Origin of the sequence: Bombella dulcis (assembly GCF_026385505.1) — a bacterium.
GTDB lineage: Bacteria > Pseudomonadota > Alphaproteobacteria > Acetobacterales > Acetobacteraceae > Bombella > Bombella dulcis.
Window position 1 is genome coordinate 205,187 of sequence record NZ_JANIDV010000002.1, and the last position, 24,139, is coordinate 229,325.

Here is a 24,139-nt window from a genome sequence, read left to right on the forward strand (position 1 = left end):
CGGGGAGAGGCATGGGCATGTGGCGGTTCATGAAGCGTGGTGTGGCAGGGCTGGCCTGCCTGATGGCTCTGGCCGGGGCGGAAGCAGCTGACCTGTCTCTCCCTGCCTCCGGGATCAAGGCTTCCTACAGTCCTCTTGCTGTGCCCACACGGATGACGCCGCTGACGGACTCTCTGGAGACGCTGCTGAACCGGCATTATCGTGTTGTTGCGGCCCATCAGGCGGGCGGAGAGGAGATACTGGTCCTGCACCTGAAGGGGACTCAGGCCGTGGCCGGAACCACGGCTCTCTGTGCCCTGACGATGCCTGCTCCGGAGAAGGATCAGAACGTCGTGACATCCCGCTGCTGGTCCCTGAATCAGCCCGACAGGTGACGGGCAGGGGAGGGCACAAGAAAGCCATTCTGTCAGAATGACAGGTATGCTACCCGTTTTACAACATCATGCAGTCTGTCACGCCTCATGCTTTTTCCCGGTAATGGGGAGACGGGACTGTCCAGGGGGGAAGGTATTTCTATGGTTGATTCGGTTTACAGTCTGCTGGGCTACGAAGCAGAGGTACGGCAGCTGGGCAAGAAGATCGGTCGTCTTTCCAAGCATGAGCTTTTCTCGCAGGACCTGTCTCCTTTCCCCAATGCCCATCCACGGGTCCAGCCCAGGCATGAGACCTTTTACCGTGAAATCGAGGCGTCCCATCAGTTCTACCGGCAGATGGTCAGCTCCATGGAGCGTGAATTCCATACGCTGTGCGAGCGTTTTTCGTCAGAGCGTTATTATGCGGTGGATGGTGATTTCAACCGGATGATGGTGACATTCAACGGTGATGCCGCCAATGACACGCTGGCATCCATGCGTTTCATGAATCGTTTCATCCAGTGCCTGAAAAAGGGTGCTCCTTTCGGGGAAGATGATGCACATGTCCTGTTTGCCAATTATGGGCGGCTGGTCGTTCGGTGAAATGACAGGGGCAGCATGATCCCGGCAGGATGGCGCACGTCAGGTGAGGCAGCATGACGTTCGATCTCTATACCACGCTCTATATCATCGCCATCATTGCCGAGGCCATGACGGCTGCCCTGCTGGCCGGGAAGCTGGAGATGGACCTTGTCGGCGTGTTCCTGCTGGGATGGATCACGGCTCTGGGGGGCGGGTCCATCCGTGACGTGCTGCTCAACCATTATCCGCTTTCATGGGTGCGTCATCCCAGCTATCCGCTGATCACAGGTTTTGCGGCTCTGGCGACCATTATGGTGGCCCAGCACATGCACCGGTTGCGCAGGCTTTTCCTGTTTCTGGACGCCATCGGTCTGGTCGTGTTTACCGTGATGGGCTGCCAGGTGGCGATGACGGAACATCTCTCGGTGGTCTGTGTCATCATTTCAGGCATGATAACCGGATGTATGGGGGGAGTGCTGAGAGACATACTCTGCAATGACATTCCGCTCCTGTTCCGGTCAGAACTGTACGGGACGGTCTCCGTCACCACGGGGATCGTGTTCCTGTGCTGTTCCCATGTTGTGGATAACAGGAATGTGGAGCTGATCATATCCATGGTGTTCGGCATCAGTTTCCGGCTTCTGTCCATCCGTTACAACTGGACGCTGCCCCGTTTCAGTTACCGGTCCTGAACTGCCTCTCTCAGGTCCTGTCATGGGGTGCCAGCAGGATGAGCAAGGCTCCTGCCAGGCAGAGGGCAGCTCCGGTCATGTCCCAGCCGTCTGGTGCCATACCTTCCACGGCCCAGCCCCAGAGCAGGCTGATGACAATATAGATGCCGCCATAGAGGGCATAGGCCCGGCCTGCATGGTCGGAAGGGCTGAAGGTCAGGAGAATGGCGAACAGGCTGAGGCATAAACCGCCCGGTATCAGCCAGAGGGGTGTTCTGCCCAAGCGCAGCCATGCCCATGCCGAAAAACAGCCTGCAATCTCGGCACAGGCAGCGAGGCTGTAGAGAAGGCCGGATGTCAGGAGGGTGGGCATCATGGGGTGTGGCATCCTAAGGAACGGCCAAGGAGGTCCAGCTCAGGAGATTATATGCAGATATTCCGTTCTTCAGAAGGTGTGCTGGTCGTCTCTGTTAGCATGGTCTAGCCGAAGATAAAGTTTGAGGAGTATATTTTTTAGAAAATTCTTTGGTCGATGGGATTTTTGGTGTTGGTTGTTTATTATTTAAATGATTAAAATAAATTGCAATTTGAATTATAGTATAATTTTTATAAAAAATAATTTAATAATTATCAAATTTTTTAAATTCAAGTTTGAGAATATTTTTTGATGCTTTGTTTGAGGTAGTATCTATTATACTTGTGACAAGAGGGAGATTACTTCTGTTATGAGATTTTAAAAGTTTGGGAAGAAAGAATGCTGCAAGGGATAAAGTGTTGTGATGTTTTGTGCACATGTTCTCGAATGACGTTTTTAATTTTGGTGGTTTGAGAATGGAGATTGTGTCATCGCTGCGAGTAAGATCGTTCAGATCAAGGAGGCGGGCAGATGGCACCGTGGACTCAGAGTACCGATCCGGAGTTTCAAGTTCTGATTCTCCTGTCGGCTTCAGAAGAAATAGTCTGTCATAGTGCAGCAGAAAGTCCGGATGTGACCATTCTGGCCCTGGTCGTTGGCAGTTACATGCCCATGCCGAGAGCATCCTTCTAGAGAGCGGGGTGATGGCAGGGCATGGAGGCAATGGGACAGACCGGCAGGATGAGGCGACCATCCGGCGTATTCTCCATGTGGACATGGATGCGTTCTATGCGTCGATCGAGCAGCGGGATAATCCGGCCCTGAAGGGCAGGCCTGTGGCCGTGGGGCGGGGGGCCGGCCGGGGTGTCGTGGCCGCAGCCAGTTATGAGGCCCGTGCATTTGGAGTGCGCTCTGCCCTGCCATCCCATATGGCTCTGGAACGCTGCCCTGAACTGGTTTTCGTGCCGCCCCGTTTTGAGGTCTATCGGGCTGTATCAGCTCAGATTCATGCCATTTTCAGGCGTCATACGCCTGTCATCCAGCCTCTGGCACTGGATGAGGCCTATCTGGATGTCACGGAGCAGTGGCAGGATTACGGGTCCGCCACGGCCCTTGCCGAATCCATCAGGGGGGAGATTCGGCAGCAGACGGGACTGACGGCTTCAGCTGGGGTGTCCTATAACCGGTTTTTGGCCAAGCTGGCATCCGGGCAGCGCAAGCCTGACGGGCTGTTCGTTATTCCCCCGTCTCAGGGGGCGGCTTTTGTGGCAGACCTGCCCGTGGAGAAGTTTCACGGTGTGGGGCCAGCAACGACCAGACGGATGCATGGCCTGGGAATCCATACGGGAGCTGACCTGAGAACATGGACAGTCCCGGAGCTGAAGAAATATTTTGGCAGTTCGGCCCGGTTCTATCATGACATTGCCAGAGGGATGGATCATCGCCCCGTGGAGGCCAACAGGCCGAGGAAATCGTTGGGGACGGAGACAACCTTCGCTCATGATGTGGCGGAATGGGACAGGCTGGCAACGACACTGAATGAGATTGTCAGCCGACTGGCGGCCGGATGTGTCCAGCGGCGCATTGCCGGGAAGACGGTCACGCTCAAGCTGCGTTATGCCGGATTCCAGACCGTGACACGTGCCCGCTCCGCACCGTTCCCCATCGTGGAAGAAGCCGTCCTGCGGCAGATGGCTCTGGAGCTGCTGGGCAGTTTTTTCCCTCTGGACAGGTCCGTCAGGCTGCTTGGCCTGACCATTTCTTCTCTGGTGCCGTATGCCGAGAAGACCCCACCGGTGCAGCTGCGCCTGTTTGAGCCGTAAGAATGACGTTCTCATGGCGGCGTGCGGATTTGCTTGTCTGCACTCCCTGAAAGGAAGATGATGAGGCTGGTCACTGTGACCATGAAGCTGGGTTTTCCCTGATATGGAGGGGTTATGAGCGGTTTTCCCAAGAGTGCGGCTGATCGTGTGACGCTGAATGATGGCCAGACCATGCCGTGGATCGGGCTTGGCGTGTGGGAAACACCACCTGATGAAACGGCCAATGTCGTCAGGACGGCCATCGAGCTTGGTTACGGGGCTGTTGATACGGCCCGTCTCTATCGTAATGAGGCAGGAGTCGGAGAGGGGCTGAAAGGTCATCCCGAGATGTTCGTCACCACGAAGGTCTGGAATGATGAACAGGGCTATGATGCGACCCTGAAGGCCTTTGATGAGAGTGCCCGTCTGCTACAGCGTGACGTGGTGGACCTCTATCTCATTCATTGGGCCATGCCCCAGCAGGGCCTGTACGTGGATACGTGGAAGGCCCTGATCGAGCTGAAAAAGCAGGGGCGTGTCCGTTCCATTGGCGTGTCCAATTTCGAGAAGGATCACCTTCAGAAGATCATTGATGAGACGGGTGTCGTGCCGGCAGTCAATCAGATCGAGATTCATCCGTTCTTCCAGCAGGAGGAACTGAGGGCCTTTCATAAGAGTGTCGGCATCCAGACGGAAGCATGGCGGCCTCTGGGGAAGGGCACCGTGCTGAAGAATGACCTGATTGCCGATATTGCCAGGCGGCACGGCAAGAGTCCGGCTCAGGTGATTCTGCGCTGGCATCTTCAGAATGAGGTGGTGGTGATTCCCAAGTCTGTACATCGGGAGCGCATGGCCGAGAATCTGGACCTGTTTGATTTTGTGCTGCCCGAGCAGGAGATGGCCGAGATTGCGACCCTGCATCGTGAAGATGGCCGCATGGGTGAGAATCCGGCACATCCGGTCTTTGACTGATCAGAACAGGATGTATCTCACGTCAGAGATACATCCTTCCTTGCCTGTGGGTAGGTACTGTTTTCAGATGTCGAGAAGTTCGACAGAGCGTGCCTGTTCCTGAATGAACTGGAAGCGCAGCTCCGGTTTGCGGCCCATGAGGCTTTCGATCCGTTTCCGTGTCAGAAGGGTCTCTTCGGTCGGAACGGTTACCCGCAGGAGCGTGCGGCGTGTCGGGGACATGGTTGTTTCCTTGAGATCGGAAACGGGCATTTCCCCCAGCCCTTTGAAACGGGAAATCTCGACCTTGGCATTGGGTTTGAAATCCGTTTTCAGGCGGCGGTCACGGTCAAGATCGTCCATGGCATAGACGGTCTTGCTGCCATGTGTGAGCCGGTACAGAGGAGGCTGTGCCAGATAGAGGTGCCCCTGCCGGACGAGATCAGGCATTTCCCGGAAGAAGAAGGTCATCAGCAGGGACGCAATATGGGCACCGTCCACATCAGCATCCGTCATGATGATGACCCGGCCATAGCGGAGCCTGCTCAGGTCCAGCGTCTTGCCAAAACCGCAGCCCAGAGCCTCGATCAGGTCCCGCAGCTCGGTATTGGCCCGGAGCTTCTCCTGTGTGGCAGAGGCCACATTGAGAATCTTGCCACGCAGGGGCAGAACGGCCTGTGTTTCCCTGTCACGGGCCTGACGGGCCGATCCGCCTGCAGATTCGCCTTCGACGAGAAACAGTTCCGTTTCATGCGCATTGCTGCGGGAGCAGTCCGTCAGCTTTCCGGGCAGACGCAGACGGCGTGTGGCGGTCTTGCGGGTGGTTTCACGGGCTTCACGGCGGCGCAGACGCTCTTCCGCCCGTTCGACGATGTAGCCCACAAGGCTATCGGCCTGCTGGGGGTTCCCGCCCAGCCAGTGGTCGATGCGGTCCCTCAGGGCACCTTCCACAAGGCGGCTGGCCTCCTGCGTGGTCAGTCTGTCTTTTGTCTGCCCCTGAAACTGTGGATTGCGGATGAAGACGGACAGGCGGGCATTGATGGTTCCGAGAACGTCTTCAGCCGTGATGGCATTGGCACGGCGAATCTTGCGCTGGTCACCCCAGCTGCGGAAGCCTTTCACCAGGGCGGCTCGGAGGCCGTTTTCATGTGTACCACCCTGCGGGGTGGGAATGGTGTTGCAGTAGGAGATGAGAGAGCTGGTGCCCTGGTCCAGAAAAGCAACGGCCCATTCAACCCGGCCTCCGGGCTGTCCATCCGCCGCAAGGGGGAGTTCGGCATCACCCGCCCAGAGCGGGGTCAGCAGGGCGGGTGATGGGCCGAGATCAGCCGTCAGGGCATCTTCCAGCCCATTGGGATAGGCGATGACAGCTTCGGCAGGGGGAGCGTTCTCGCCCTTCAGGAGGTCTGGTGCGCAGGACCATGAAATGCTGACACCCCGGAACAGGGCCGCCTTGACCTGACACTGGCGATAAAGACGGGCCGGGGAGAAATGCTGGCTGCCAAAGATGTCACTGTCCGGCGTGAAGCGCACCATCGTACCCCGCCGGATGGCTGGCTTCGTGCTTTCCAGCGTGCTGGTTGGCAGACCACGGGAAAAGGTCTGCCGCCAGCCCTTGCGGCTTCGATAGACCTCGACTTCCAGCCGGGAGGCCAGGGCATTGACCACCGAACTGCCCACGCCATGCAGACCGCCTGACGTGGCATAGGATTTGCCCGAAAATTTTCCGCCCGCATGGAGGGTCGTGAAAATGACCTCAAGGGCTGATTTTTCAGGAAAACGGGGATGCGGGTCAGTCGGGATGCCACGGCCATTATCACGCACCATCAGGGTGTGTGAGTCTTCCAGATGAACCTCGATGGTCGTGGCGTGGCCCGCCACGGCTTCATCCATGGCATTGTCGATGATTTCGGAGGCAAGATGATGATAGGCCGTATCGTCCGTACCGCCGATATACATGCCGGGACGGCGGCGGACAGGCTCCAGTCCCTCGAGAACTTCAATGGCCCCGGCATCATAATTTTCAGCTGGCTGGGAACGGGAGGAATCCTGCTCGAACATGTCGGCCATTCTGTAATCCTGTCTGTCGGGGCGTGAGGGAAGGGGCGGGTTCAGCCCCGGCGTCTGCGGTGGCTGCTGGAGCGGTGCGGCGGCTGTGGGGCCGTGCAGCTCTCAAAGGAAGATGGCTGAACGATATCCTTGGCATCGGCATAATGGGCGAGGTCGCTCTTCGAATCGTCCAGAGCTTCAATCTCGTCATACATGGGGACGCGCTGCGCACAGAAAGCCGTGCCGGACTTCAGGCCACCGAGGGACTGCACGTCAGCCAGCTGGGTGATGTAGTCATCATGTTTCTTCTGCGCCTGATGGCCATAGGTACGACGGAAATAGGAATCGAGCTGCTTTTCCGAGGCCGTGAGGATGGGACGGAAACGGGTGATGAACTGGTTGTAGCGGTCCTGTGTCTGGCAGGAGAGGGCCGTGACCATGAGTTCCGACTTCAGGCCCGCCAGATTGAAAGCTGAGTGATCTTCTGCCGAAGAATGACACGCAGCTGCCCGGGAGGCAGGTGCAAAGGCAAAAAAAGCCGCAGTAGTAAGGGCCAGTCCAGTTCTGGAAAAGGACAGGCTGCGAAACAGAAGAGACATGTGAAAACTCCCGCTGACAGGTTTTCTGCCTATATCACGCTCATTTGGGAAAGTCTGCCCTGAGGCAGGCAATTCTTTGGTGGATATGGCTGCGTGGTGATTAAAGAAGAGTTAGATATGATTGACAAACAAAGAAATGTGGAAGAGCGCATTCTCATGACTGTCATGAAAGCGTATCGTGCACATCTGGAACTGGCGGATTGCGGGTGAGGTCCCGGAGACGCCTTTTTTATCTGGTTTTAGTTTTCTCTGGAGTTGACTGTGCAGCAGAGCGGTTTTCTAGTGCGGGCTGGGGTTGTTGGGGCAACTCTTCTGGCCCTCGGCGGGTGTGTTGGCCAGCAGTCGAGGGGGTCAAACGCCGTTGATATTCCTCCCAATCCTTTCGCCAATGAGAAGCGGGCTGCCCAGTGCGAGGTATCCCCTGTCCAGACGGATGCTGAGGGGCGGATGAGCGTGACCATGACGGTCAGTACGGGTGATGGCGGCACATGCCCGTTCTCCATCAGCAAGGGGGGGGGAGGAAGCTATGTTTCTTTCGGTGTGGTGCCACCGCCCGAGTATGGCAGGGCTTTCCTGTATAACTACAATAACCGCACCTATGTGCAGTATAGGCCTGATGTGGACCACAAGGGTGATGATGCTTTCGGTGTGGAGCTGATTCCGGCTCATGCACAGCCCCGCCGTCAGCTGCTGGTGCGTGTTCATGTGGAGCAGCCGGGTAGTGTCGCTGCGGCCCCGGTAGCAGCCGAGCCGGAAAAGAAGCCGCTTGCCGCGGCAGCTCCGGCAGGGAAGAAGGTCGTGCATCATACGAGATCACGGGCGGCTCACACGGTCACCAGACACACGACTGCAAAGTGAGGCAGAGCCTTCTTCACCTAGGTGAGGAATGATGAGGTAAAAAAGGGCCGGCACTCATGTGTCCGGCCCTTTTTCTGCATCGGGATGGGTCCATGAAAAAACCGGCCTGACAGTCATCCCGTCAGGCCGGTTCTTCTGAAAATGTCCGCTTACTGGAAGTCGATCTCGACCCGACGGTTCTGCGGCTCGGCAGTCCCGGGCTGGGTGGAGACGAGTGGCCGCGTGTCGCCAAAGCCATGGACGTCAATGACGCCAGCCGGAACACCATCACGGATCAGCTCGGCCTTGATGGTCCGTGCCCGTCGCAGGGAGAGGGACATGTTGTATGCCTCCGCCTCCCGGCTTCCCGGACGCACGGCTGAAGAATCCGAATGGCCATTGACCTGAATACGGGTGAACTGGGCCGATGTGGAGTTGCGGGCTGCGGTTTCCACGATGGCACGGGCACGGTCGGAAAGACTGTCACGATTCCAGTCGAAGAACACCAGATAGGTGCGGACAGGGGACGGAGCCGGGGTGGAGGAGAGTGTCTGGGCGGGTGTAGGCGGAGGCGGTGCAGGATTGAACTCATACCGCAGGCCCAGCATCAGGGAGTGGTTGAAGTCCGTGCGGCTGCCACGCTTGCCACTGACGGGATCGTTTTCAGGATTGCTGAAATTGTAGGTCGCTGTCGTGAAGTGACGGTGACGCCCCGTGATGGTGTAGAAGCGGTATTCCATTGTGGTGGAGAGACCGACGACCCACGGTACGGGCAGGGATACGCCGAAGATGCCCTGATAGGCGAAGCCCCCGGCACTGTCCCGGGTGCGCTGCCTGTAGCCCCGGTTCGGCCCGGTGCCTCGGATGGCAGTATTCGTGAACTGGCTGCCATAGCCGATACCGGCACCGAAATAAGGGTAGATCCAGTTCTGCCCGATATCCATGTCAAACAGTGCATTGGCCATGCCGCCATATTTCTGCTGATGGCCATGCGCTGAACTGCTGAAACCGGGAGAGTGGAACCGGGACAGGCGGTTGTTGCGGTAATTGCCTTCGACTTCCACACGGAAGCCGTCGCCCAGGCCCCAGCCGATGCTGCCAAGGCCGGTGATGCCCGTCGTGTAGTCATCCCGCCCACGGGGGAAAAGCTTCGTATGCGGATTGACGGTCTGGGACTGGTTGAAGCTTGCTCCGGCAGCCCCGGCGACATAGAGACCACGAACAGGCTGTGCTTCCGCCGCACCAAACGCCATGACTGACAGGCAGGCGGCACAGACGCTGCGGGCCAGCAGTGATGCAATGGAGGTGCGTGTGTTCATGTAATTACTCTCCGACCAGACGGGTGGTTACCCTTTTCACTGAAAGTGGCGGTAAAGGCAATGGACTCACCGGAAATACCTGTTCGCCTCTCGACTGAATTCGGGCAGGATGTGTCCTATGGGTTACAGGTTGATCACGATATTTGTTGAAAAACAGAGGGTTTCTGCTGGTCCTTGACAGTGAAATGGCAGGGACGTTCAGTCCGGATGACTGAAACGGCGTGTACCAATCTCGTTTTCCAGCGGGTGGGTGCTGTCCCGTACATCAATCTCGATGATCCAGAGGTCAGGGTCGTAACGTTCCTGCCTTTCCAGATAGGCGGAGGCCTGCATTGCGGCACTTCCCGTGTCGTCGCTTTCAAAGGACTGGCGGCACCATGTGTTGTCCTGTTCCCGCAATATGGCGGTCCGTCCGTCCCGGCCATTCAGTACGATGAAGATGCTGCCAGCATCTTCATCGCCTTTCCGGGCCACGGCGGCGATGAGGCCATTCTGGTTGAGGCGTCGCAGGGTGGCACGAACCCAGAATCCTGTCTTGAGACCATACGGCATGAAAACGGTTTCCTTGCAGATGGGGGATGAAGGGCAGTCCGTTCAGGGGCTGGAGGATGCGGCCTGATGGGCAGCACTGCCGTCAGGCAGGTGAAGCAGTGCCGTGTGATAGGCATGAGGGGTTGCAAAGAGTGCCTGTATGGCGGCTATGTCATCCCGGTTCGGTGGCGAGGGCGGGCAGCTCTGCCTCAGGGCAAGGCGTGCGCTTTCCGTACTGTCGCCGTGAATGAGGCGGGATTTCTGCAGGGCGTCAGCCATGAGGGAATGCCCGTCACGGAGAGCCTCCAGCTGGGACCTGAGAGAGAATGGCCCTCTGGGGGTAGTGCAGAGCTGTGGGAGGACGCCCAGTCCCTGCAATGTCCAGCCCTGGGGGGCCGTGAGGCGTGCCCAGGTCAGGGACAGGTGACCTCCATTGGGCATGATGGTCGAGACCTGCACCATCCCTTTTCCAAAGGTGCTGCTGCCTGCCACGACGGCACGCTGCTGGTCAGCCAGTGCGGCAGCCAGAACCTCGGCGGCACTGCCCGTGTCCTGATCCACCAGCAGGGCGAGGGGAGCATTGTTTGTCAGGTCGCCCCCCTGAATGCTCCAGACGTGATTGGCCTCGGCAGCCCGTCCTTCAGTCGTGGTGATGACGCCATGATTGAGGAACAGGGCGGCAGTCATGACGGCCTGCTGCAGGATTCCACCATGATTTCCCCGCAGGTCCAGAATGAGGCCCGGCAGGGTGGCGGTTGAGGAAGCCGTTGAAGAGGTCGGGAGTGTCTGGCCGTTATCCGGCGAAGGTGCGGGCAGGAATGTGGAGAGATACTGGCTGATCTCTTCGGCTGTATGGCTGGAGAAATGGGTCACCCGTAGGACAGGATAATGGCCTGTCCTGTCAGGAAAAACGCTTTCTTCCTCCATGCGGCCCCGGGTGAAGGTTCTGGTGAACTGGTGACCATCCTGCGTATGGAACTCCAGCTCAACCGCACTGCCCGCCGGTCCGGTCAGCATGGTCTGGAGAGTGGGCAGTGGAATCTGGTGTGTGCTATGGCGGTCCAGACCGACCAGGCTGTCGCCCGGTGTGATGCCTGCATCCCAGAGGGGGCTGTTGAGGTTAAGGGCGGCCACGAGGGGAAAACGGGCATGTGTCCGGCGGAGTGTCAGGCCGACACTTGCGGCAGGTCTGGCTGGTGGCTGGCTGGACGCAACGGCATCAGAGCGGCTGGGAGGCGGCGACGGGGACTGGTAGCGGGAATAAGGGTCCAGTCTGCCCAGCATCCCGTTGAGGAAACGGTTGAGCAGACCTTCATCATTCATGAGCTGGAACTGGGGAATGTTCTGACGCAGGAGCGTGATGAGGCGCAGGCTCAGATGGCTCCATCCTGCCACGTCGTCCTTGTTCGGCGTGTGTTCGGACAGGAGGGGGCGGTGATTGTAGAGCAGGATAATTCGGGCCGGGGTGAAAAGGGTCTTCGGCTGGAGTGTCAGGGTAAAGCTGCTGGAGGCGGTGGTGGCAGCTCCCTGTGAGGCAGGGGGTAGTACCAGAAGGGCCTGCATGCCCCACAGGCAGAGGTCCCGCGGCGTGTGAGGAGCCAGTGTGCGGGGCATGATGAAGGTGAGAGCCGTGGATAATGTCAGCTCTGCCTGCCTGTCTTCATCGGTGAAATCAGATGATGTCTGGGTCAGGGGCTGGCTGGCGGACGGATTGTCTGCTCCGTTTCTGGATTCCGGTCTGTCAGGCGATGCAGACTGTCCTGCCGTTGCCGGGGGAATGTTGCTGTTATGGGACAGTACGACATCAGTCACATGGCCAGTAAAGTGGTGAATGAAATGATGCCAGAAAGGAGCTGTCTGAACGGGCAGGGCCACGGCCGGTCCTGCTGCGAACAGCCCGGACAGGGCGAACCCGGCAAGGGCTGAAACGGAGCGTCGAGGACGGGCTGGCATCATGGATGTGACGGACCGGAATGATGGAGGGAAGAGAACATCAGAAAACCGGTACAGTGTCATATCGTCTCTTCTGGGAACAGGACCGGGTGGGATGGTGGCCCATCTTCAGGAAGACAGGTCCCCAGTGCATTATGCCGTATTGAAAGAAGAAAGAAAGTTAGAAAGGAAGGTCATCCTTGCTGATGGGGGGGGGCTGCGTGTTCTTTCCGTCAGTGCCGCTGCTGGTGGCTTTGGTGGCACTGGCAGTCTTTCTGGTGGTCTTCTTCTTTGCCGTACTGGCTGTTTTGGTTTTTGTCCCCGCTGCTTTTTTAGTTGTGGTCTTTTTTGCTGCCGTCTTTTTCGTGGCTGTCTTGCGGCCTCCCTTCAGGGGTTTGCCTTTCTCTTCCAGCAGCGTGAGGGCCTCTTCCAGAGTCACGTCATCCATCGAGTTCCCTTTGGGGAGGGTCGCAACGGTCTGCCCGTGCTGCACATAGGGGCCAAAGCGGCCTTTGCGGACCATGACGGCCTCACCGTCTTTGGGATGCGTTCCCAGCGTGCGGATGGAGGCCAGTTTTTTGGCCAGAGCATCAACGGCCCGGTTCAGCCCGATGGTCAGGACATCATCATCCTTGCTGAGCGTGCCATAGATGCTGCCCATCTTGACGAAAGGCCCGAAACGGCCAAGGCCAGCCGTAATCATCTCGCCTGTTTCCGGGTGCGGACCGACCTCACGGGGAAGGGACAGCAGGCCGATGGCCTCTTCCAGGGTCAGCTCTTCCCCATTGCGGTCCTTGGGGATGGTGGCCCGCTTCGGCTTGGCTTTCTTGTCTTCCGGGTCCGGTTCGCCACGCTGGACATACAGCCCGTAAGGCCCACGGCGGAGGGTGATGTTCTCATCCGTGGCGGGGTCATGGCCCAGCAGGCGCATCCCATCGGGCAGGGCCGTTTCTTCGCCATTATCAACCGCCAGAGGCCGGGTGACCCGGCAGTCAGGATAGTTGGAACAGCCAAGGAATGCACCATGCCGCCCCAGCTTGAGGCCCAGCCGCCCGTCAGAGCAGGACGGGCAGCTGCGGGGATCGCTGCCATCCGGACGGATGGGGAAGAAATGGTTGCCGAGGTCCTGATCCAGCGCATCAATGACATCGGAGATTTTCAGGTCTTTGGTCTTGGCGACCGTGGCGGAGAAATCGTGCCAGAAAGCAGACATGACATCATGCCAGTCAGCCCGCCCGTCAGAGATGTCATCCAGCTGTGTCTCCAGCGAGGCGGTGAAGCCTGTATCCACATAACGCTGGAAGAAGGAGGTCAGGAAGGCCGTCACCAGCCGCCCCCGGTCTTCCGGGACGAAGCGGCGGGCATCAAGACGCACATAATTGCGGTCCCGCAGGACGCTGAGGATGGAGGCATAGGTGGAGGGACGCCCGATGCCGATTTCTTCCATCTTCTTGACCAGTGACGCTTCGGAATAGCGGGGTGGCGGCTGGGTGAAGTGCTGCTCGGCTGTCACGTCCTTCGTGCCCAGCCGGTCGCCTTCCTTCATGGCCGGGAGGAGGCGGTTCTGGTCGTCATCGCTGCCTTTTTCCTTATCATCACGGCCTTCGATATAGAGCTTCAGGAAGCCATCAAAGGCGATGATGGAGCCAGTGGCCCGCAGAAGGGTCTGGTCCTGTTCATCGCCAATGGTGATGGCGGTTTGGTCCAGCTCAGCGGACTGCATCTGGGAGGCTACGGCACGCTTCCAGACCAGTTCGTAAAGCCGTTTCTGGTCGGTTGTAAGAACGGAAGCCACCGCCGCAGGTGTGCGGGCGACGTCGGTCGGGCGGATGGCCTCGTGGGCTTCCTGCGCATTCTTGGCTTTTGTGGCGTAGGAGCGGGGTTTATCCGGGCAGTAATCTTTCCCGAAGGCAGAGCCGATATGCGAACGGATGGCCTGCACGGCTTCTGAAGCCATCGTGACGCCATCAGTACGCATGTAGGTGATGAGACCGACCGTTTCGCCGTTCAGGTCCACACCTTCATAGAGCTGCTGGGCGGTACGCATGGTGGTCTGGGCACTCATGCCCAGCTTGCGGGAGGCCTCCTGCTGGAGGGTGGAGGTGGTGAAAGGCGGTGCCGGGTTGCGGCGTGTCCGCTTCCGCTCAATCTTCCGTACGCTGAGGGCAGATGAGCGGACCAGATCACGGGCCTTATGAGCTGCCTTTTCGTTGGGGAGAGCGAACTGGTCGAGCTTCTTACCCTCTAGATGCGTCAGTTTCGCCGTGAAGTCCGCTTTTTCAGGAGTCGTGAAGAGACCTTCAACACTCCAGTATTCTCTGGGCTTGAAAACCTCAATTTCCGCTTCCCGCTCGCAGATCAGGCGCAGGGCGACGGACTGGACACGCCCTGCACTGCGGCTGCCGGGAAGCTTGCGCCAGAGGACGGGGGAGAGGGTGAAGCCCACCAGATAATCCAGCGCACGGCGGGCCAGATAGGCGTCAATCAGGGGCCGGTCGAGCGTGCGGGGGGCTTTCATGGCCGCAGCGATGGCGTTCTTGGTGATCTCGTTAAAAGTAACCCGCTCAACCTCAATATCCTTGAGGAGTTTTTTCTCTTCAAGGGCACTGCGGACGTGCCACGAAATCGCTTCGCCTTCCCTGTCCGGGTCGGTGGCGAGAATCAGTTTGCTGGCTCCCTTGAGGGCCTTGGCGATGGTGGCAATCTGCTTTGAGCCACGCTCATCAGTCTGCCACGACATGGCAAAGTTCTCATCAGGGCGGACACTGCCATCCTTGGGGGGGAGGTCCCGCACATGACCAAAGGAGGCGATGACGGTGTAATCGCTGCCGAGATAACGGTTGATGGTCTTTGCCTTGGCAGGGCTTTCGACAACCACAACATTCTTCACTGCCATGAGTTTTTCCCGGTCTCTGGTGTCCTGACGATAAGGCTGCTTATGGCCGATGCCCGCTAGCTGGGTAGTGTGATCTGTCCATCCCCATGGCGTTGGACAGCCCCGTTTATTTCCAGCTCGATGAGTATTGCCGCAACTTCTGAGATGGACAACTGACAGCGTGATGCAATCTCGTCAACAGTGGAGGGGGTATGCGCCAGCAGGGAAAGAATGTTTTTTTCGTCAGGACCGTGCGTGTTTTCTCCCGTTTCAGGCGGCATCGGGGCAGGAGGCATGGCTGGTGTGCTGGCTGCATGTTCCGCCGTTCGGGGGGCGGGGGTATCCGTCATGTGAGTGAACAGGGATGGCTGGCGGGAGGGAGGCCTGCCCCACGGGGCCAGTGCCCTGTCAGGTGGGGGAATGTCCTTCAGGGCGGTCAGAATGTCCTGAAAACGCTCGACCAATATGGCCCTGTTCTGTTTCAGCAGGTCATTTCCTCCGCTGGAGCGTGGGTCTCCGGGGAAGCCGGGTATGGCAAAGAGCAGCCGCTGGAAGGTCACGGCGAGTCGGGCCGTGATGAGCGTGCCGGAGCGTCTGGCAGCTTCGACCAGCAGGCAGCCACGGGCCAGACCTGCGATGAGATGATTGCGGTGCGGAAAATGGCGGGAATTGGCGGGCATGCCGGGTGGATATTCCGTAATCAGGCAGCCCTGCCGGCCGATGTCTGCCTGCAGGCGGGCATGTTCGGGTGGATAGGTGATGTCCAGCCCACCGGGCAGGGCTGCAATGGTCCGGCCAGAAGGCAGGGCACCACGATGGGCGGCACCGTCAATGCCACGGGCCAGACCCGAAATGATGGTCAGACCGGCTTCGGCCAGACCGGCGGCAAAGTCTTCAGTCAGTTTCTGGGCGGGGCCTGAGGCGTTGCGTGCGCCGACAATGGCCAGGGAGGGTGTGGAAAGCAGGTCCGTGTTGCCCTGGGCGAACAGGAGAACGGGTGCATTGGGCAGGGCTGCGAGCAGCTGCGGATAGGCGGCATCCGAACGCAGCAGGTGGCTGGCTCCCCGTCTTTCCAGCCAGCTGATTTCATCTTCGAGCTGGGATATGGACGGAACAGCCGGTGCCGGGCGGTCAGAGAGGCGGGCACGGGCAGGCAGGGCCGCAATGGCCTGTTCTGCCGTGCCATACAGGCCCATCAGCCGACTGAATGTGGCGGTGCCGATTCCTTTCGTGCGGGCCAGCCGCAGCCGTGCCAGACGTTCCGTGGTGGTCAGACCTGCCTCTGGTAACGGGGCAGACTCATTTCTGCCCGACACGAGGTTCCGTGCCGCTACAGAGGCGGGCGATATTGCCGTAATGGCGCAGGAGAATCAGCAGGGTTATCAGGGCTGCTGCGATGGGGCGGGCGGACATGATGGGTGTTAGGGAAAAAGCCACCATCAGGAAGGGAGCTGCCAGGAAGGCCAGCAGCGCACCAACCGAGGAAATTTTGCTCAGACGGACCCCGGCCAGCCAGAGGATCGTGCAGAGCAGCCCGACCGGCCAGCACATGCCCCAGAAGACGCCGATTCCCGTGGCAACGCCCTTGCCACCACGAAAACCTAGCCATATGGGGAAACAGTGTCCCAGTACGGCAGCACAGCCTGCCACGGAGAGGCAGAGAGCCGTATCATGGGGCGACAGGGCTTCTGCCAGCAGGACGGCGAGCAGTCCCTTGAGGGCATCCAGCAGCAGTGTCGCAGCGGCAAGCCCCTTGCGGCCTGTCCTCAGCACGTTGGTGGCCCCGATATTCCCGGAACCGATGCGCCTTATGTCGCCCTGTCCTCCCAGTGCTGTCAGCAGGAGGCCGAACGGGATGCTGCCCATCCCATAGGCAGCCAGCGCAATGACGGGAAGGCTGGGCGGCATGAGGCTCCAGGTCAGGATACCGCTCATGAAGAAAGACCTTCGGCAGTAAAGACTTCCCTGCCATGATGGAATGTCCTCAGGACACGGCCTTTCAGGGTCTGTCCATCGAAAGGCGTGTTCTGTGCCCGGCCGGGCAGACTGCCTGCCGTAACGGTCCATTCTTCTTCCGGGTTGAACAGGCAGAGGTCAGCCGCTGCGCCGATGGAGAGCGTGCCCGCCTCTAGGCCCAGCAGGCGGGCCGGAGCCACGGTGAGCAGACGCAGCGCATCCAGCAGGGGCAGGCCAGCCTGAAGCGTGACGCCCAGCAGGGTGACGAGACCGGTTCCCCCTGCACGGGCCTGTGCGAAGGGGAGACGTTTGTCATCGGCATCAGCCGGGCTGTGGTCGGAGGCGATGGCATCAATGGTGCCATCGGTCAGACCGGCCAGCACGGCCTGACGGTCGGCTTCCAGCCGCAGAGGCGGGGAGAGCTTGGCATAGGTGCGGAAGTCGCCAATATCGGCCTCCGTCATGGCAAAGTAGGGCGGGGCCGTATCGCAGGTGACACGGATTCCCCGTTTTTTTGCCTCAGCAATCAGGCCAAGGGCCTCACCAGTGGAGACATGGCCGAAATGAATGCGTGCTCCGGTCAGCTCGGCAAGGCGGAGGTCCCTGGCGACCATCATGGCTTCGGCACAGGCGGGAATCTGGGGCAGGCCCATCTTCACGGCCTGCGGACTGGCCGTGGCACAGCCCCCCTTGGCCAGAGACGGGTCTTCCGGATGCAGGACGATGACCGTATCCAGAAAGCCGGAATAGGCCAGCAGGTTGCGCATCTGTTTGGTGTCGGCAATGGCACGGGCACCATCGGTGAAGCCGACCGCTCCGGCCTTTTTCAGCAGGCCGATCTCGGCCATTTCCACACCGGCGCAGCCTTTTGTCAGTGCGCCATAGGGATGGATGGAGACCAGCCCCGTCTCTTCACCACGGCGGCGGATGTAGTGGACAAGAGCCGGATTATCAATGGCCGGTTCGGTATCAGGGAGCAGGGCCAGGGAGGTGATTCCTCCTGCCACGGCAGCCTGAATGCCGGAATCGATGCTTTCCCGATATTCAGCCCCCGGTTCACCAAAGCTGGCCCGCATGTCCACAAGGCCGGGACAGAGGACAGTCCCTCTGCCATCCACGATGCGGACGGCTTTGGATGTTTCTTTGGGGTCGATGGCAGCAATGCGGCCTTTTTCGACGAGCAGACTCCCTTTGCCATCCCGCCCGGAGGCGGGGTCGATCAGCCGGACATTTTCAAAAAGGATACTGCTCATGCGGGATTCTTCATGCGGGAGAGGCGGTCAAGGACGGCCATGCGGACGGCCACGCCCATCTCGACCTGTTCGGAAATGACGCTCTGGGGGGAGTCGGCAACGGCGGAGGCAATTTCCACCCCCCGGTTCATCGGGCCGGGATGCATGACGAGAGCATCCGGTTTGGCCAGCGCAAGGCGGCGGCGGTCCAGCCCGAAGAGGGAGAAATATTCCCGTGCGCTGGGTACAAGCCCGCTGCCCATGCGCTCCCGCTGGACACGGAGGCACATGGCGACATCCGCATCCTTCAGGGCTTCATCAATGTCGTGATGCAGGGTGACGCCATCCAGCGTACCGAGAGCACCAGGGAGCAGGGTGGGAGGGCCTGCCAGATGGATGTCATTGCCCATCGCCCGCAGGAGATGGATGTCCGACCGAGCCACACGGCTATGGGCGATGTCGCCGCATATGGCGATTTTCAGCCCGCTGAGGCGGCCGAAATGCCGTCGGATGGTCAGGCCATCCAGAAGGGCCTGCGTGGGGTGTTCATGCATCCCGTCGCCAGCATTGACGACACTGGCCTCGACCTTCTGCGAGAGCAGGGCCGGGGCACCACTCTGGGCATGGCGGACAACGAGCAGATCGCAGTGCATGGCATTGAGGGTGGAGGCCGTATCCAGCAGGGTTTCCCCTTTATTGACCGAGCTTGTGGCGACGGTCATGTTCACCACATCGGCACCCAGCCTTTTGGCAGCCAGTTCGAAGCTGGTGCGTGTGCGCGTGCTGTCCTCAAAGAAGAGATTGATGACGGTGCGGCCCTGAAGCACGTCCCGCGGTGCGTTGCGGGAGCGGCTGAGCAGGGCATAGCTCTCGGCGAGGTCCAGAAAAGGCGTGATGTCCTTTTCTGTCATGCCTTCGATGCCAAGAAGATGGGGGACGTGGTGTGCGGGATTCATGCGGACAGGACACTCCGGATACGGGCGAGCACTTCATCCCGTCCCAGTGCGGCGAGCGTGAGGTCGATTCCGGGCGATGTTGTGGTGCCTGTCATGGCGGCACGGAGGGGCTGGGCGACCGCTCCGAGTTTCAGCTCATGTTCTGTGGCGAAGGCACGGAGTACGGCATCGATCCCTTCGGCCGTGAAGGGGTCCAGCGCAGCGAGTTTCTCTTCCAGCCCGGCAAGGACTTTCCGGCCCTCTTCACCAAGATGCTTTTCAGCCTTGGGGGTGATGGTCAGCGGCAGGCGCAGGCCCGCAAAAGAGGCGTTGTCGGCGAGTTCCACGACCGTCTTGGCCCGTTCCTTCAGCCCCGGCATGAGGGCGAGAACACGGGCACGGACCGTCTCGTCATGGTCCAGATCGTCACGCTGTTCCAGACGCTGCATGACCAGGGCTGTCAGCCGTTCATCATCTGCCCGGCGCATCCAGATGCCATTGAGATGGCTGAGCTTGACATAGTCCATGCGAGAGGGGGAGCGGCCGATGCCATCCATGTCAAACAGTTTGATCTGTTCTTCACGGTCCAGCACCTCTGCATCACCATGTCCCCAGCCGAGGCGCAGCAGGTAGTTGCAGAGGGCTTCCGGCAGGATGCCTTCTTCACGGAAATCCATGACGGACTGGGCACCATGACGTTTGGAGAGCTTGGCTCCGTCCGGCCCGTGAATGAGGGGCAGGTGAGCGAATTCGGGCAGGTCCCAGCTCATGGCCCGGTAGATCATGGCCTGACGGAAGGTGTTGGTCAGGTGGTCATCACCCCGCATGACATGCGTGATGCCCATGTCATGGTCATCCACCACCACTGCGAGCAGATAGGTCGGCGTACCATCGGAGCGGAGCAGGATGAGGTCATCCATTTCCGCATTGGCGACACGGACTTCCCCCTGCACGAGGTCCCTGATGATGGTTTCGCCTTCTTTCGGAGCCTTGAGGCGGATGGCATAGGGCACGCCTTCCGGGGTTTCGGAAGGGTCACGGTCACGCCATGTGCCGTCATAGCGGGGCGGACGCTTCTCGGCACGGGCCTTCTCACGCATGGCGGCCAGCTCTTCCGGCGTGCAGTAGCAGCGGTAGGCCATGCCCTTTTCCATCAGCTGGGCGACGATCTCTGCATGACGCTCCTGCCGGGTGGCCTGGAAGACAGGCTCGCCGTCCCAGTCGAGGCCCATCCATTTCAGGCCGTCAAAGATCACATCCACGGCCTGTTGGGTGGAACGTTCCCGGTCTGTATCCTCAATGCGCAGGACAAACTCTCCCCCGTGGTGACGGGCGAAGAGATAGTTGAACAGGGCAGCACGGGCATTGCCGATATGGAGCAGCCCGGTGGGCGAGGGAGCAAAACGGGTACGGATCTTCATGAGCAGGCCTTATAACATGCCGGGTTGGGGCGGGCTATCCACTTCAATGTGTCATCATGCGCTTTAGCACAGAGTGCGCTCCTTGTGGACCGGCCCGCCCTTCAGGAAGACGTGTTGAGGGCAGGGCATGAGGCATGTGGTGATCCACAGGGTGGCATCAGGGCTGGCCGGTCAGGGCAGCCGCCTGACCTGCTGGCTGCCTGTGGGGGTGGCTCTGGGCATTGTCGGGTATTTTGCCCTGCCGGTGGAGCCATCATGGCCTGTCTGCCTGTCAGCGGCTTTCATGACGGGGCTGGGGCTGGTCCTGCTGGTCTGGAGCCGGCGGATGGAAGCGGTCACCGCATGGGCTGCGGACTGGCAGAGTCTGGGATGCTGTCTGGGAAGTGGGCTGCTGACAGTCGGGATGGGGTTTCTGCTGGCTTATGGGCAGGCTCTCCGTCAGTCGCCCATGCCGCTTCTGCCGCTTGAATCTGTCTGGATGGAGGGTCGTTTGGCTGTGCTGGAGCCTGTAGAGGGGCAGCATGAAGGGCAAAGAACCGGCTGGCATGTTGGTGTGGATGGAGCGGTGTTTGACTCGCCCTGGTGGGTGGGAATGGCTCCCCTGAGGCGGCGCGTGACGGTCGCCTTCCGGTCGGGACGGGGGCAGGAGGGGATTCTGGACAGTCTTGTGGTGGGCCAGTCCGTCAGGTTGCGTGTCCTGCTGCGCTCTCCGTCAGCTCCTGTCTGGCCGGGCGGGTATGACGGGCAGAGAGCGGCGTGGTTTGATGGCCGGGCCGGTATGGGAATGGCCCTGTCGCCACCACGTCCCCTGCACGGAGAGGCGCAGCATCCTGCTGGCTGGTCTGTCCGTCTGCGTCAGGGCGTGGCCCGGACGGTTGGTGAGGCCCTGCCGGGGCAGGAAGGGGCGGTGGCATCCGCTGTCCTGTGTGGCGAGACAGGGCATCTTTCAGCAGAGACACGGCAGAATTATGCGGCTTCTGGTCTGGCGCATCTTCTGGCCGTGGCGGGGCTGCATCTGGGGTTCGTCATGGGGATGGCCTTCACCGTGGCACGGCGTCTCATGAGTCTGTCCCAGCGTCTGTCAGCCCATCATCCCTGCCGTGAAGTGGCCCTGCTTTTTTCCCTGTGCGTGGGGGCAGGCTATGTGGGTCTGACGGGCTTGCATGTGCCGGGCCTGCGTGCTCTGGGGCTGGCCGGGCTGGGGGTTCTGGCCCTGCTGCTGGGGCGGCGGGCTGTCTCCATGCGGGGATTGGCCCTGATCTGTCTGGCTCTGGAGACCGTCTCTCCTGTTCTGGTGCTGGATGTGTCGTTCCAGATGTCCTTTGCTGCCGTGATGGCCCTGATTGCCGGGTATGAGGCTCTGCGCGATGTACTCTCCCGGCTGGCCGGGTTGGATGAGGGGGCTGGGGAGTTTCATGGGCGGCATGGCCGGTCGGTATGGCGACGGGGCGGGCGGCTTCTGGCATCCCTGACCATGACGTCCCTGCTGGCCGGGCTGGCGACCCTTCCGCTCAGCATGGCGTATTTCGGGGCCTTCCAGCCGTGGTTTGTCGTGGCCAATCTTCTGGCCGTGCCCCTGATGGGTGTGTGGGTGATGCCTGCCGGAATGGTGGCCCTGCTGCTGATGCCTGTGGGGCTGTCTTCCATGCCCCTGCACGTGATGGGCTGGGGCATCCGGCTGATTGGCTGGTTGGCGGCCCGTGTGGCAGCGGCTCCACTGGCATCATGGCCTGTACCGTCTTTTCCGGCCTGGGTGGTGGGGCTGTACATGCTGGGTCTGACGGTACTGTGTCTGTGGCGTGGCAGGGGCCGCCTCGTGGGTGCAGGGCTGATACTGGCGTCCCTGGCGGCAGTCTGGCTCATTGAGCGGCCGGTGATGCTGCTGGTGGAACAGGGGCATGTTTTGGCTGTCCGGCAGGTAGGGGCGATGCGGGTGATGGAAGGGCGGCCGGGTCATGGGCTGGCCCGTCAGGAGATGCAGCGTGCTCTGGGCCGGGAGACGCAGGGTGCCGGTGTTCCGCTCTGCGGGGCAGGTGTCTGCCAGCTCCGTCTGAGGGCGGGGAAGGTCATCCTGTGGCGTGGAGAAGCGGGGCCGGATGAAGTGGAAGACCTGTCATGCCGTGATGTGGTTCTGGAGGTTCGCATGGGGACCCAGCATCCGTTATGTCCTGCTGTCCGGCAGCTGGGTCCGGTTGACCTGAGGCGGGAGGGAAGCTGGGCCATCTATGATGAAGGGCGGAATGGGGTGAGACTGCTGTCAGACAGGATGGTACAGGGGACCCGTCTCTGGACGGGTGATGAAGGATACCGCAGCGTAGTCCCGTTCCCGCTGGCCAGGGAAGAATGAGCTGGCAATTCAGCTGCTGCACAGGGTGCGGATGAGGGACGGGGCAATGCGGCTGAGGCGTTTTTCCAGCGTGGCGGAAAGCCGCTGATAGTGGCTGGCACCGGGCAGGGAAGGGTCTTCCCACGGCTTGGCCCCTTCAGGAAACTGGATGATGCAGCGTTTCACCCGTTCGCTTTCCCGGCGTTTTTTCCAGTGAGCCGGGAGGTGCAGGCAGAGATTTTCCGTCAGCTTGCCGGTCATGAAGTTCCAGCGATCCGGGAGGATATGGACATGGTCGTGGAAGACCTGGTTGAGAATGTCCGTGCCGGGGCAGAGATAGGGACGTGTGGCCAGGGTAAAACAGCGGTTGATCTGGGAGGGGGAGATCAGGCGGGGTTGGATCAGAAGCATGTTGCTGTCGAAATAGTCTTCCGGCCGGGCGAGGCCGAGATGGTGGCGGGTATAGAGGGGAAGCGTGATGTCGGGCAGCCCCGTGGCAGGGGCGCTGTCAAGGTTTGTCGTATGGTTAAACTGGCAGTCCGGGAGCTGTAAGGTCTTTTATAGAGTTTCATGGTAAAATAAAGGCCTTCATGAGAAGGCCATGCTGGACTCTGGCTGGTTGTGGCAAAGCTCAGCGTTTCGGTGGTATCTTGGTCTTGTCCGGATAGAGACACCATTCCGTGACGGGGCATCGCCAGCATTCCGGTGTCCGGGCCTTGCAGACATAGCGGCCATGAAGAATGAGCCAGTGATGCGCAGGGCGGAGCATCTCCTTGGGGATGCGACGGACCAGCTCATCCTCCACGGCCCGGACTGTCTTTCCGGGAGCAAGGCCCGTGCGGTTGCCGAGGCGGAAAATATGGGTATCCACGGCCATGGTTGGCTGGTCGAAAGCGATGTTGAGGACGACATTGGCCGTTTTCCGTCCCACGCCGGGTAGGGCCTCCAGAGCTTCACGGCTGTCGGGAACCTGCCCGTCATGTTTTTCCAGAAGCTGCTGGCAGAGCAGGGCCACGTTATGGGCTTTTGACCGCCAGAGGCCTATGGTGCGGATGTGCCGGGCGATGCCGTCCTCGCCCAGTGCCGCCATGCTGGCAGGGTCCGGTGCTTCTTCATACAGGGCACGGGTGGCCTTGTTGACGGAGATATCCGTTGCCTGTGCCGAAAGCACGACACTGACGAGCAGTTCGAACGTGTTGTGATAGATCAGCTCGCTGCGGGCGTCCGGGTGTGCCCTGTCCAGTGCGGTCAGGAAGGCCCGGACGGCTTTCAGGCTCATGCGGGGCTGGGTTTTTGTCGTGCGTGTGCGGGTCGTGCTGGAAGAAGCCATGAGGAATGGATGGTCCGGCCATTATTGGGGGAAAGGTGAGCCTGTTCCTAGGATGAGTTGGTGTTTTCTTCAAGCGTGGCGGT

General features: G+C 60.1%; 21 protein-coding genes. 7 read left to right on the plus strand and 14 right to left on the minus strand.

The window, feature by feature from the left end; genetic code table 11:
- Positions 1-17 precede the first annotated feature (17 nt).
- The 3 genes from NQF87_RS04380 to NQF87_RS04390 all read left to right on the plus strand — a co-directional run bounded on the left by NQF87_RS04380 (position 18) and on the right by NQF87_RS04390 (position 1,627).
- Complete coding sequence (locus tag NQF87_RS04380) at positions 18-374, plus strand: hypothetical protein (RefSeq protein WP_266127207.1); 357 nt, start codon at positions 18-20, stop codon at positions 372-374.
- 141 nt (positions 375-515) lie between these two features.
- Positions 516-956: a hypothetical protein gene (locus tag NQF87_RS04385; RefSeq protein WP_266127208.1), complete on the plus strand. Its 441-nt coding sequence runs from the start codon at positions 516-518 to the stop codon at positions 954-956.
- A 53-nt stretch (positions 957-1,009) separates the two neighbouring features.
- Positions 1,010-1,627 carry a trimeric intracellular cation channel family protein gene (locus NQF87_RS04390; RefSeq protein ID WP_266127209.1) on the plus strand — a complete coding sequence of 206 codons (618 nt, stop codon included), beginning with the start codon at positions 1,010-1,012 and terminating at the stop codon, positions 1,625-1,627.
- 10 nt (positions 1,628-1,637) lie between these two features.
- Here the strand turns inward: NQF87_RS04390 and NQF87_RS04395 are convergent, their stop codons facing one another.
- Positions 1,638-1,982, minus strand: coding sequence for a YnfA family protein (locus tag NQF87_RS04395; RefSeq protein WP_407651996.1), 345 nt, complete (start codon positions 1,980-1,982; stop codon positions 1,638-1,640).
- A 683-nt stretch (positions 1,983-2,665) separates the two neighbouring features.
- Here NQF87_RS04395 and dinB point away from each other — a divergent pair.
- Together dinB and NQF87_RS04405 are read left to right on the plus strand one after the other, a co-directional pair.
- Complete coding sequence (gene dinB, locus NQF87_RS04400) at positions 2,666-3,784, plus strand: DNA polymerase IV (RefSeq protein ID WP_266127210.1); 1,119 nt, start codon at positions 2,666-2,668, stop codon at positions 3,782-3,784.
- Between the two features lie 114 nt (positions 3,785-3,898).
- On the plus strand, positions 3,899-4,735 hold the full coding sequence (locus NQF87_RS04405; protein WP_266127211.1) for an aldo/keto reductase: 837 nt from the start codon (positions 3,899-3,901) through the stop codon (positions 4,733-4,735).
- Positions 4,736-4,798: 63 nt separating this feature from the next.
- On the opposite strand, the gene NQF87_RS04410 is transcribed toward NQF87_RS04405, so the two are convergent.
- Both NQF87_RS04410 and NQF87_RS04415 read right to left on the minus strand, forming a co-directional pair.
- On the minus strand, positions 4,799-6,784 hold the full coding sequence (locus NQF87_RS04410) for a DNA topoisomerase IV subunit B (RefSeq protein ID WP_407651997.1): 1,986 nt from the start codon (positions 6,782-6,784) through the stop codon (positions 4,799-4,801).
- 41 nt (positions 6,785-6,825) lie between these two features.
- The gene (locus tag NQF87_RS04415; protein WP_266127212.1) at positions 6,826-7,362 is read right to left on the minus strand and encodes a hypothetical protein; all 537 of its coding nucleotides are present in this window, start codon (positions 7,360-7,362) and stop codon (positions 6,826-6,828) included.
- Between the two features lie 261 nt (positions 7,363-7,623).
- On the opposite strand from NQF87_RS04415, the gene NQF87_RS04420 reads away from it, so the two are divergent.
- Positions 7,624-8,220 carry a hypothetical protein gene (locus tag NQF87_RS04420; protein WP_266127213.1) on the plus strand — a complete coding sequence of 199 codons (597 nt, stop codon included), beginning with the start codon at positions 7,624-7,626 and terminating at the stop codon, positions 8,218-8,220.
- A 149-nt stretch (positions 8,221-8,369) separates the two neighbouring features.
- Here NQF87_RS04420 and NQF87_RS04425 read toward each other — a convergent pair whose 3' ends face one another.
- The 9 genes from NQF87_RS04425 to gltX all read right to left on the minus strand — a co-directional run bounded on the left by NQF87_RS04425 (position 8,370) and on the right by gltX (position 20,400).
- A complete protein-coding gene (locus NQF87_RS04425) occupies positions 8,370-9,518 on the minus strand; it encodes an OmpA family protein (RefSeq protein ID WP_266127214.1) in 1,149 nt (382 codons plus the stop codon).
- A 198-nt stretch (positions 9,519-9,716) separates the two neighbouring features.
- Complete coding sequence (locus NQF87_RS04430; protein WP_266127215.1) at positions 9,717-10,070, minus strand: DUF1491 family protein; 354 nt, start codon at positions 10,068-10,070, stop codon at positions 9,717-9,719.
- Between the two features lie 42 nt (positions 10,071-10,112).
- Complete coding sequence (locus tag NQF87_RS04435) at positions 10,113-12,005, minus strand: S41 family peptidase (RefSeq protein ID WP_266127216.1); 1,893 nt, start codon at positions 12,003-12,005, stop codon at positions 10,113-10,115.
- Between the two features lie 157 nt (positions 12,006-12,162).
- Complete coding sequence (gene topA / locus NQF87_RS04440) at positions 12,163-14,871, minus strand: type I DNA topoisomerase (protein ID WP_266127359.1); 2,709 nt, start codon at positions 14,869-14,871, stop codon at positions 12,163-12,165.
- A gap of 62 nt (positions 14,872-14,933) precedes the next feature.
- On the minus strand, positions 14,934-16,172 hold the full coding sequence (dprA, locus tag NQF87_RS04445) for a DNA-processing protein DprA (RefSeq protein ID WP_266127217.1): 1,239 nt from the start codon (positions 16,170-16,172) through the stop codon (positions 14,934-14,936).
- Positions 16,156-16,791 (minus strand): glycerol-3-phosphate 1-O-acyltransferase PlsY, encoded by a 636-nt coding sequence (plsY, locus tag NQF87_RS04450; protein ID WP_266127218.1) that lies wholly within the window; start codon positions 16,789-16,791, stop codon positions 16,156-16,158. Before plsY ends, dprA begins: the two co-directional genes overlap by 17 nt.
- Positions 16,788-18,065, minus strand: a complete 1,278-nt coding sequence (locus NQF87_RS04455; protein WP_266127219.1) for a dihydroorotase — start codon at positions 18,063-18,065, stop codon at positions 16,788-16,790. The genes plsY and NQF87_RS04455 overlap by 4 nt, the downstream gene beginning before the upstream one ends.
- Positions 18,062-19,000: an aspartate carbamoyltransferase catalytic subunit gene (locus tag NQF87_RS04460; protein WP_266127220.1), complete on the minus strand. Its 939-nt coding sequence runs from the start codon at positions 18,998-19,000 to the stop codon at positions 18,062-18,064. The genes NQF87_RS04455 and NQF87_RS04460 overlap by 4 nt, the downstream gene beginning before the upstream one ends.
- The gene (gene gltX, locus NQF87_RS04465) at positions 18,997-20,400 is read right to left on the minus strand and encodes a glutamate--tRNA ligase (protein WP_266127221.1); all 1,404 of its coding nucleotides are present in this window, start codon (positions 20,398-20,400) and stop codon (positions 18,997-18,999) included. Before gltX ends, NQF87_RS04460 begins: the two co-directional genes overlap by 4 nt.
- 136 nt (positions 20,401-20,536) lie before the next feature.
- On the opposite strand from gltX, the gene NQF87_RS04470 reads away from it, so the two are divergent.
- The gene (locus tag NQF87_RS04470) at positions 20,537-22,747 is read left to right on the plus strand and encodes a ComEC/Rec2 family competence protein (protein ID WP_266127222.1); all 2,211 of its coding nucleotides are present in this window, start codon (positions 20,537-20,539) and stop codon (positions 22,745-22,747) included.
- A gap of 9 nt (positions 22,748-22,756) precedes the next feature.
- Here NQF87_RS04470 and NQF87_RS04475 read toward each other — a convergent pair whose 3' ends face one another.
- Both NQF87_RS04475 and nth read right to left on the minus strand, forming a co-directional pair.
- Entirely contained in the window at positions 22,757-23,137 is a 381-nt protein-coding gene (locus NQF87_RS04475) for a glycosyltransferase family protein (RefSeq protein ID WP_266127223.1), read from the minus strand.
- A 220-nt stretch (positions 23,138-23,357) separates the two neighbouring features.
- Positions 23,358-24,056, minus strand: a complete 699-nt coding sequence (nth, locus tag NQF87_RS04480; protein WP_407651998.1) for an endonuclease III — start codon at positions 24,054-24,056, stop codon at positions 23,358-23,360.
- Positions 24,057-24,139: the final 83 nt, after the last annotated feature.

Coding starts and splice junctions, on each gene's coding strand:
- NQF87_RS04380 (WP_266127207.1), top strand. CDS start 18: ATGTGGCGGTTCATGAAGCGTGGTGTGGCAGGGCTGGCCTGCCTGATG.
- NQF87_RS04385 (WP_266127208.1), top strand. CDS start 516: ATGGTTGATTCGGTTTACAGTCTGCTGGGCTACGAAGCAGAGGTACGG.
- NQF87_RS04390 (WP_266127209.1), top strand. CDS start 1,010: ATGACGTTCGATCTCTATACCACGCTCTATATCATCGCCATCATTGCC.
- NQF87_RS04395 (WP_407651996.1), bottom strand. CDS start 1,982: ATGATGCCCACCCTCCTGACATCCGGCCTTCTCTACAGCCTCGCTGCC.
- dinB (WP_266127210.1), top strand. CDS start 2,666: ATGGCAGGGCATGGAGGCAATGGGACAGACCGGCAGGATGAGGCGACC.
- NQF87_RS04405 (WP_266127211.1), top strand. CDS start 3,899: ATGAGCGGTTTTCCCAAGAGTGCGGCTGATCGTGTGACGCTGAATGAT.
- NQF87_RS04410 (WP_407651997.1), bottom strand. CDS start 6,784: ATGGCCGACATGTTCGAGCAGGATTCCTCCCGTTCCCAGCCAGCTGAA.
- NQF87_RS04415 (WP_266127212.1), bottom strand. CDS start 7,362: ATGTCTCTTCTGTTTCGCAGCCTGTCCTTTTCCAGAACTGGACTGGCC.
- NQF87_RS04425 (WP_266127214.1), bottom strand. CDS start 9,518: ATGAACACACGCACCTCCATTGCATCACTGCTGGCCCGCAGCGTCTGT.
- NQF87_RS04430 (WP_266127215.1), bottom strand. CDS start 10,070: ATGCCGTATGGTCTCAAGACAGGATTCTGGGTTCGTGCCACCCTGCGA.
- NQF87_RS04435 (WP_266127216.1), bottom strand. CDS start 12,005: ATGATGCCAGCCCGTCCTCGACGCTCCGTTTCAGCCCTTGCCGGGTTC.
- plsY (WP_266127218.1), bottom strand. CDS start 16,791: ATGAGCGGTATCCTGACCTGGAGCCTCATGCCGCCCAGCCTTCCCGTC.
- NQF87_RS04455 (WP_266127219.1), bottom strand. CDS start 18,065: ATGAGCAGTATCCTTTTTGAAAATGTCCGGCTGATCGACCCCGCCTCC.
- NQF87_RS04460 (WP_266127220.1), bottom strand. CDS start 19,000: ATGAATCCCGCACACCACGTCCCCCATCTTCTTGGCATCGAAGGCATG.
- gltX (WP_266127221.1), bottom strand. CDS start 20,400: ATGAAGATCCGTACCCGTTTTGCTCCCTCGCCCACCGGGCTGCTCCAT.
- NQF87_RS04475 (WP_266127223.1), bottom strand. CDS start 23,137: ATGCTTCTGATCCAACCCCGCCTGATCTCCCCCTCCCAGATCAACCGC.
- nth (WP_407651998.1), bottom strand. CDS start 24,056: ATGGCTTCTTCCAGCACGACCCGCACACGCACGACAAAAACCCAGCCC.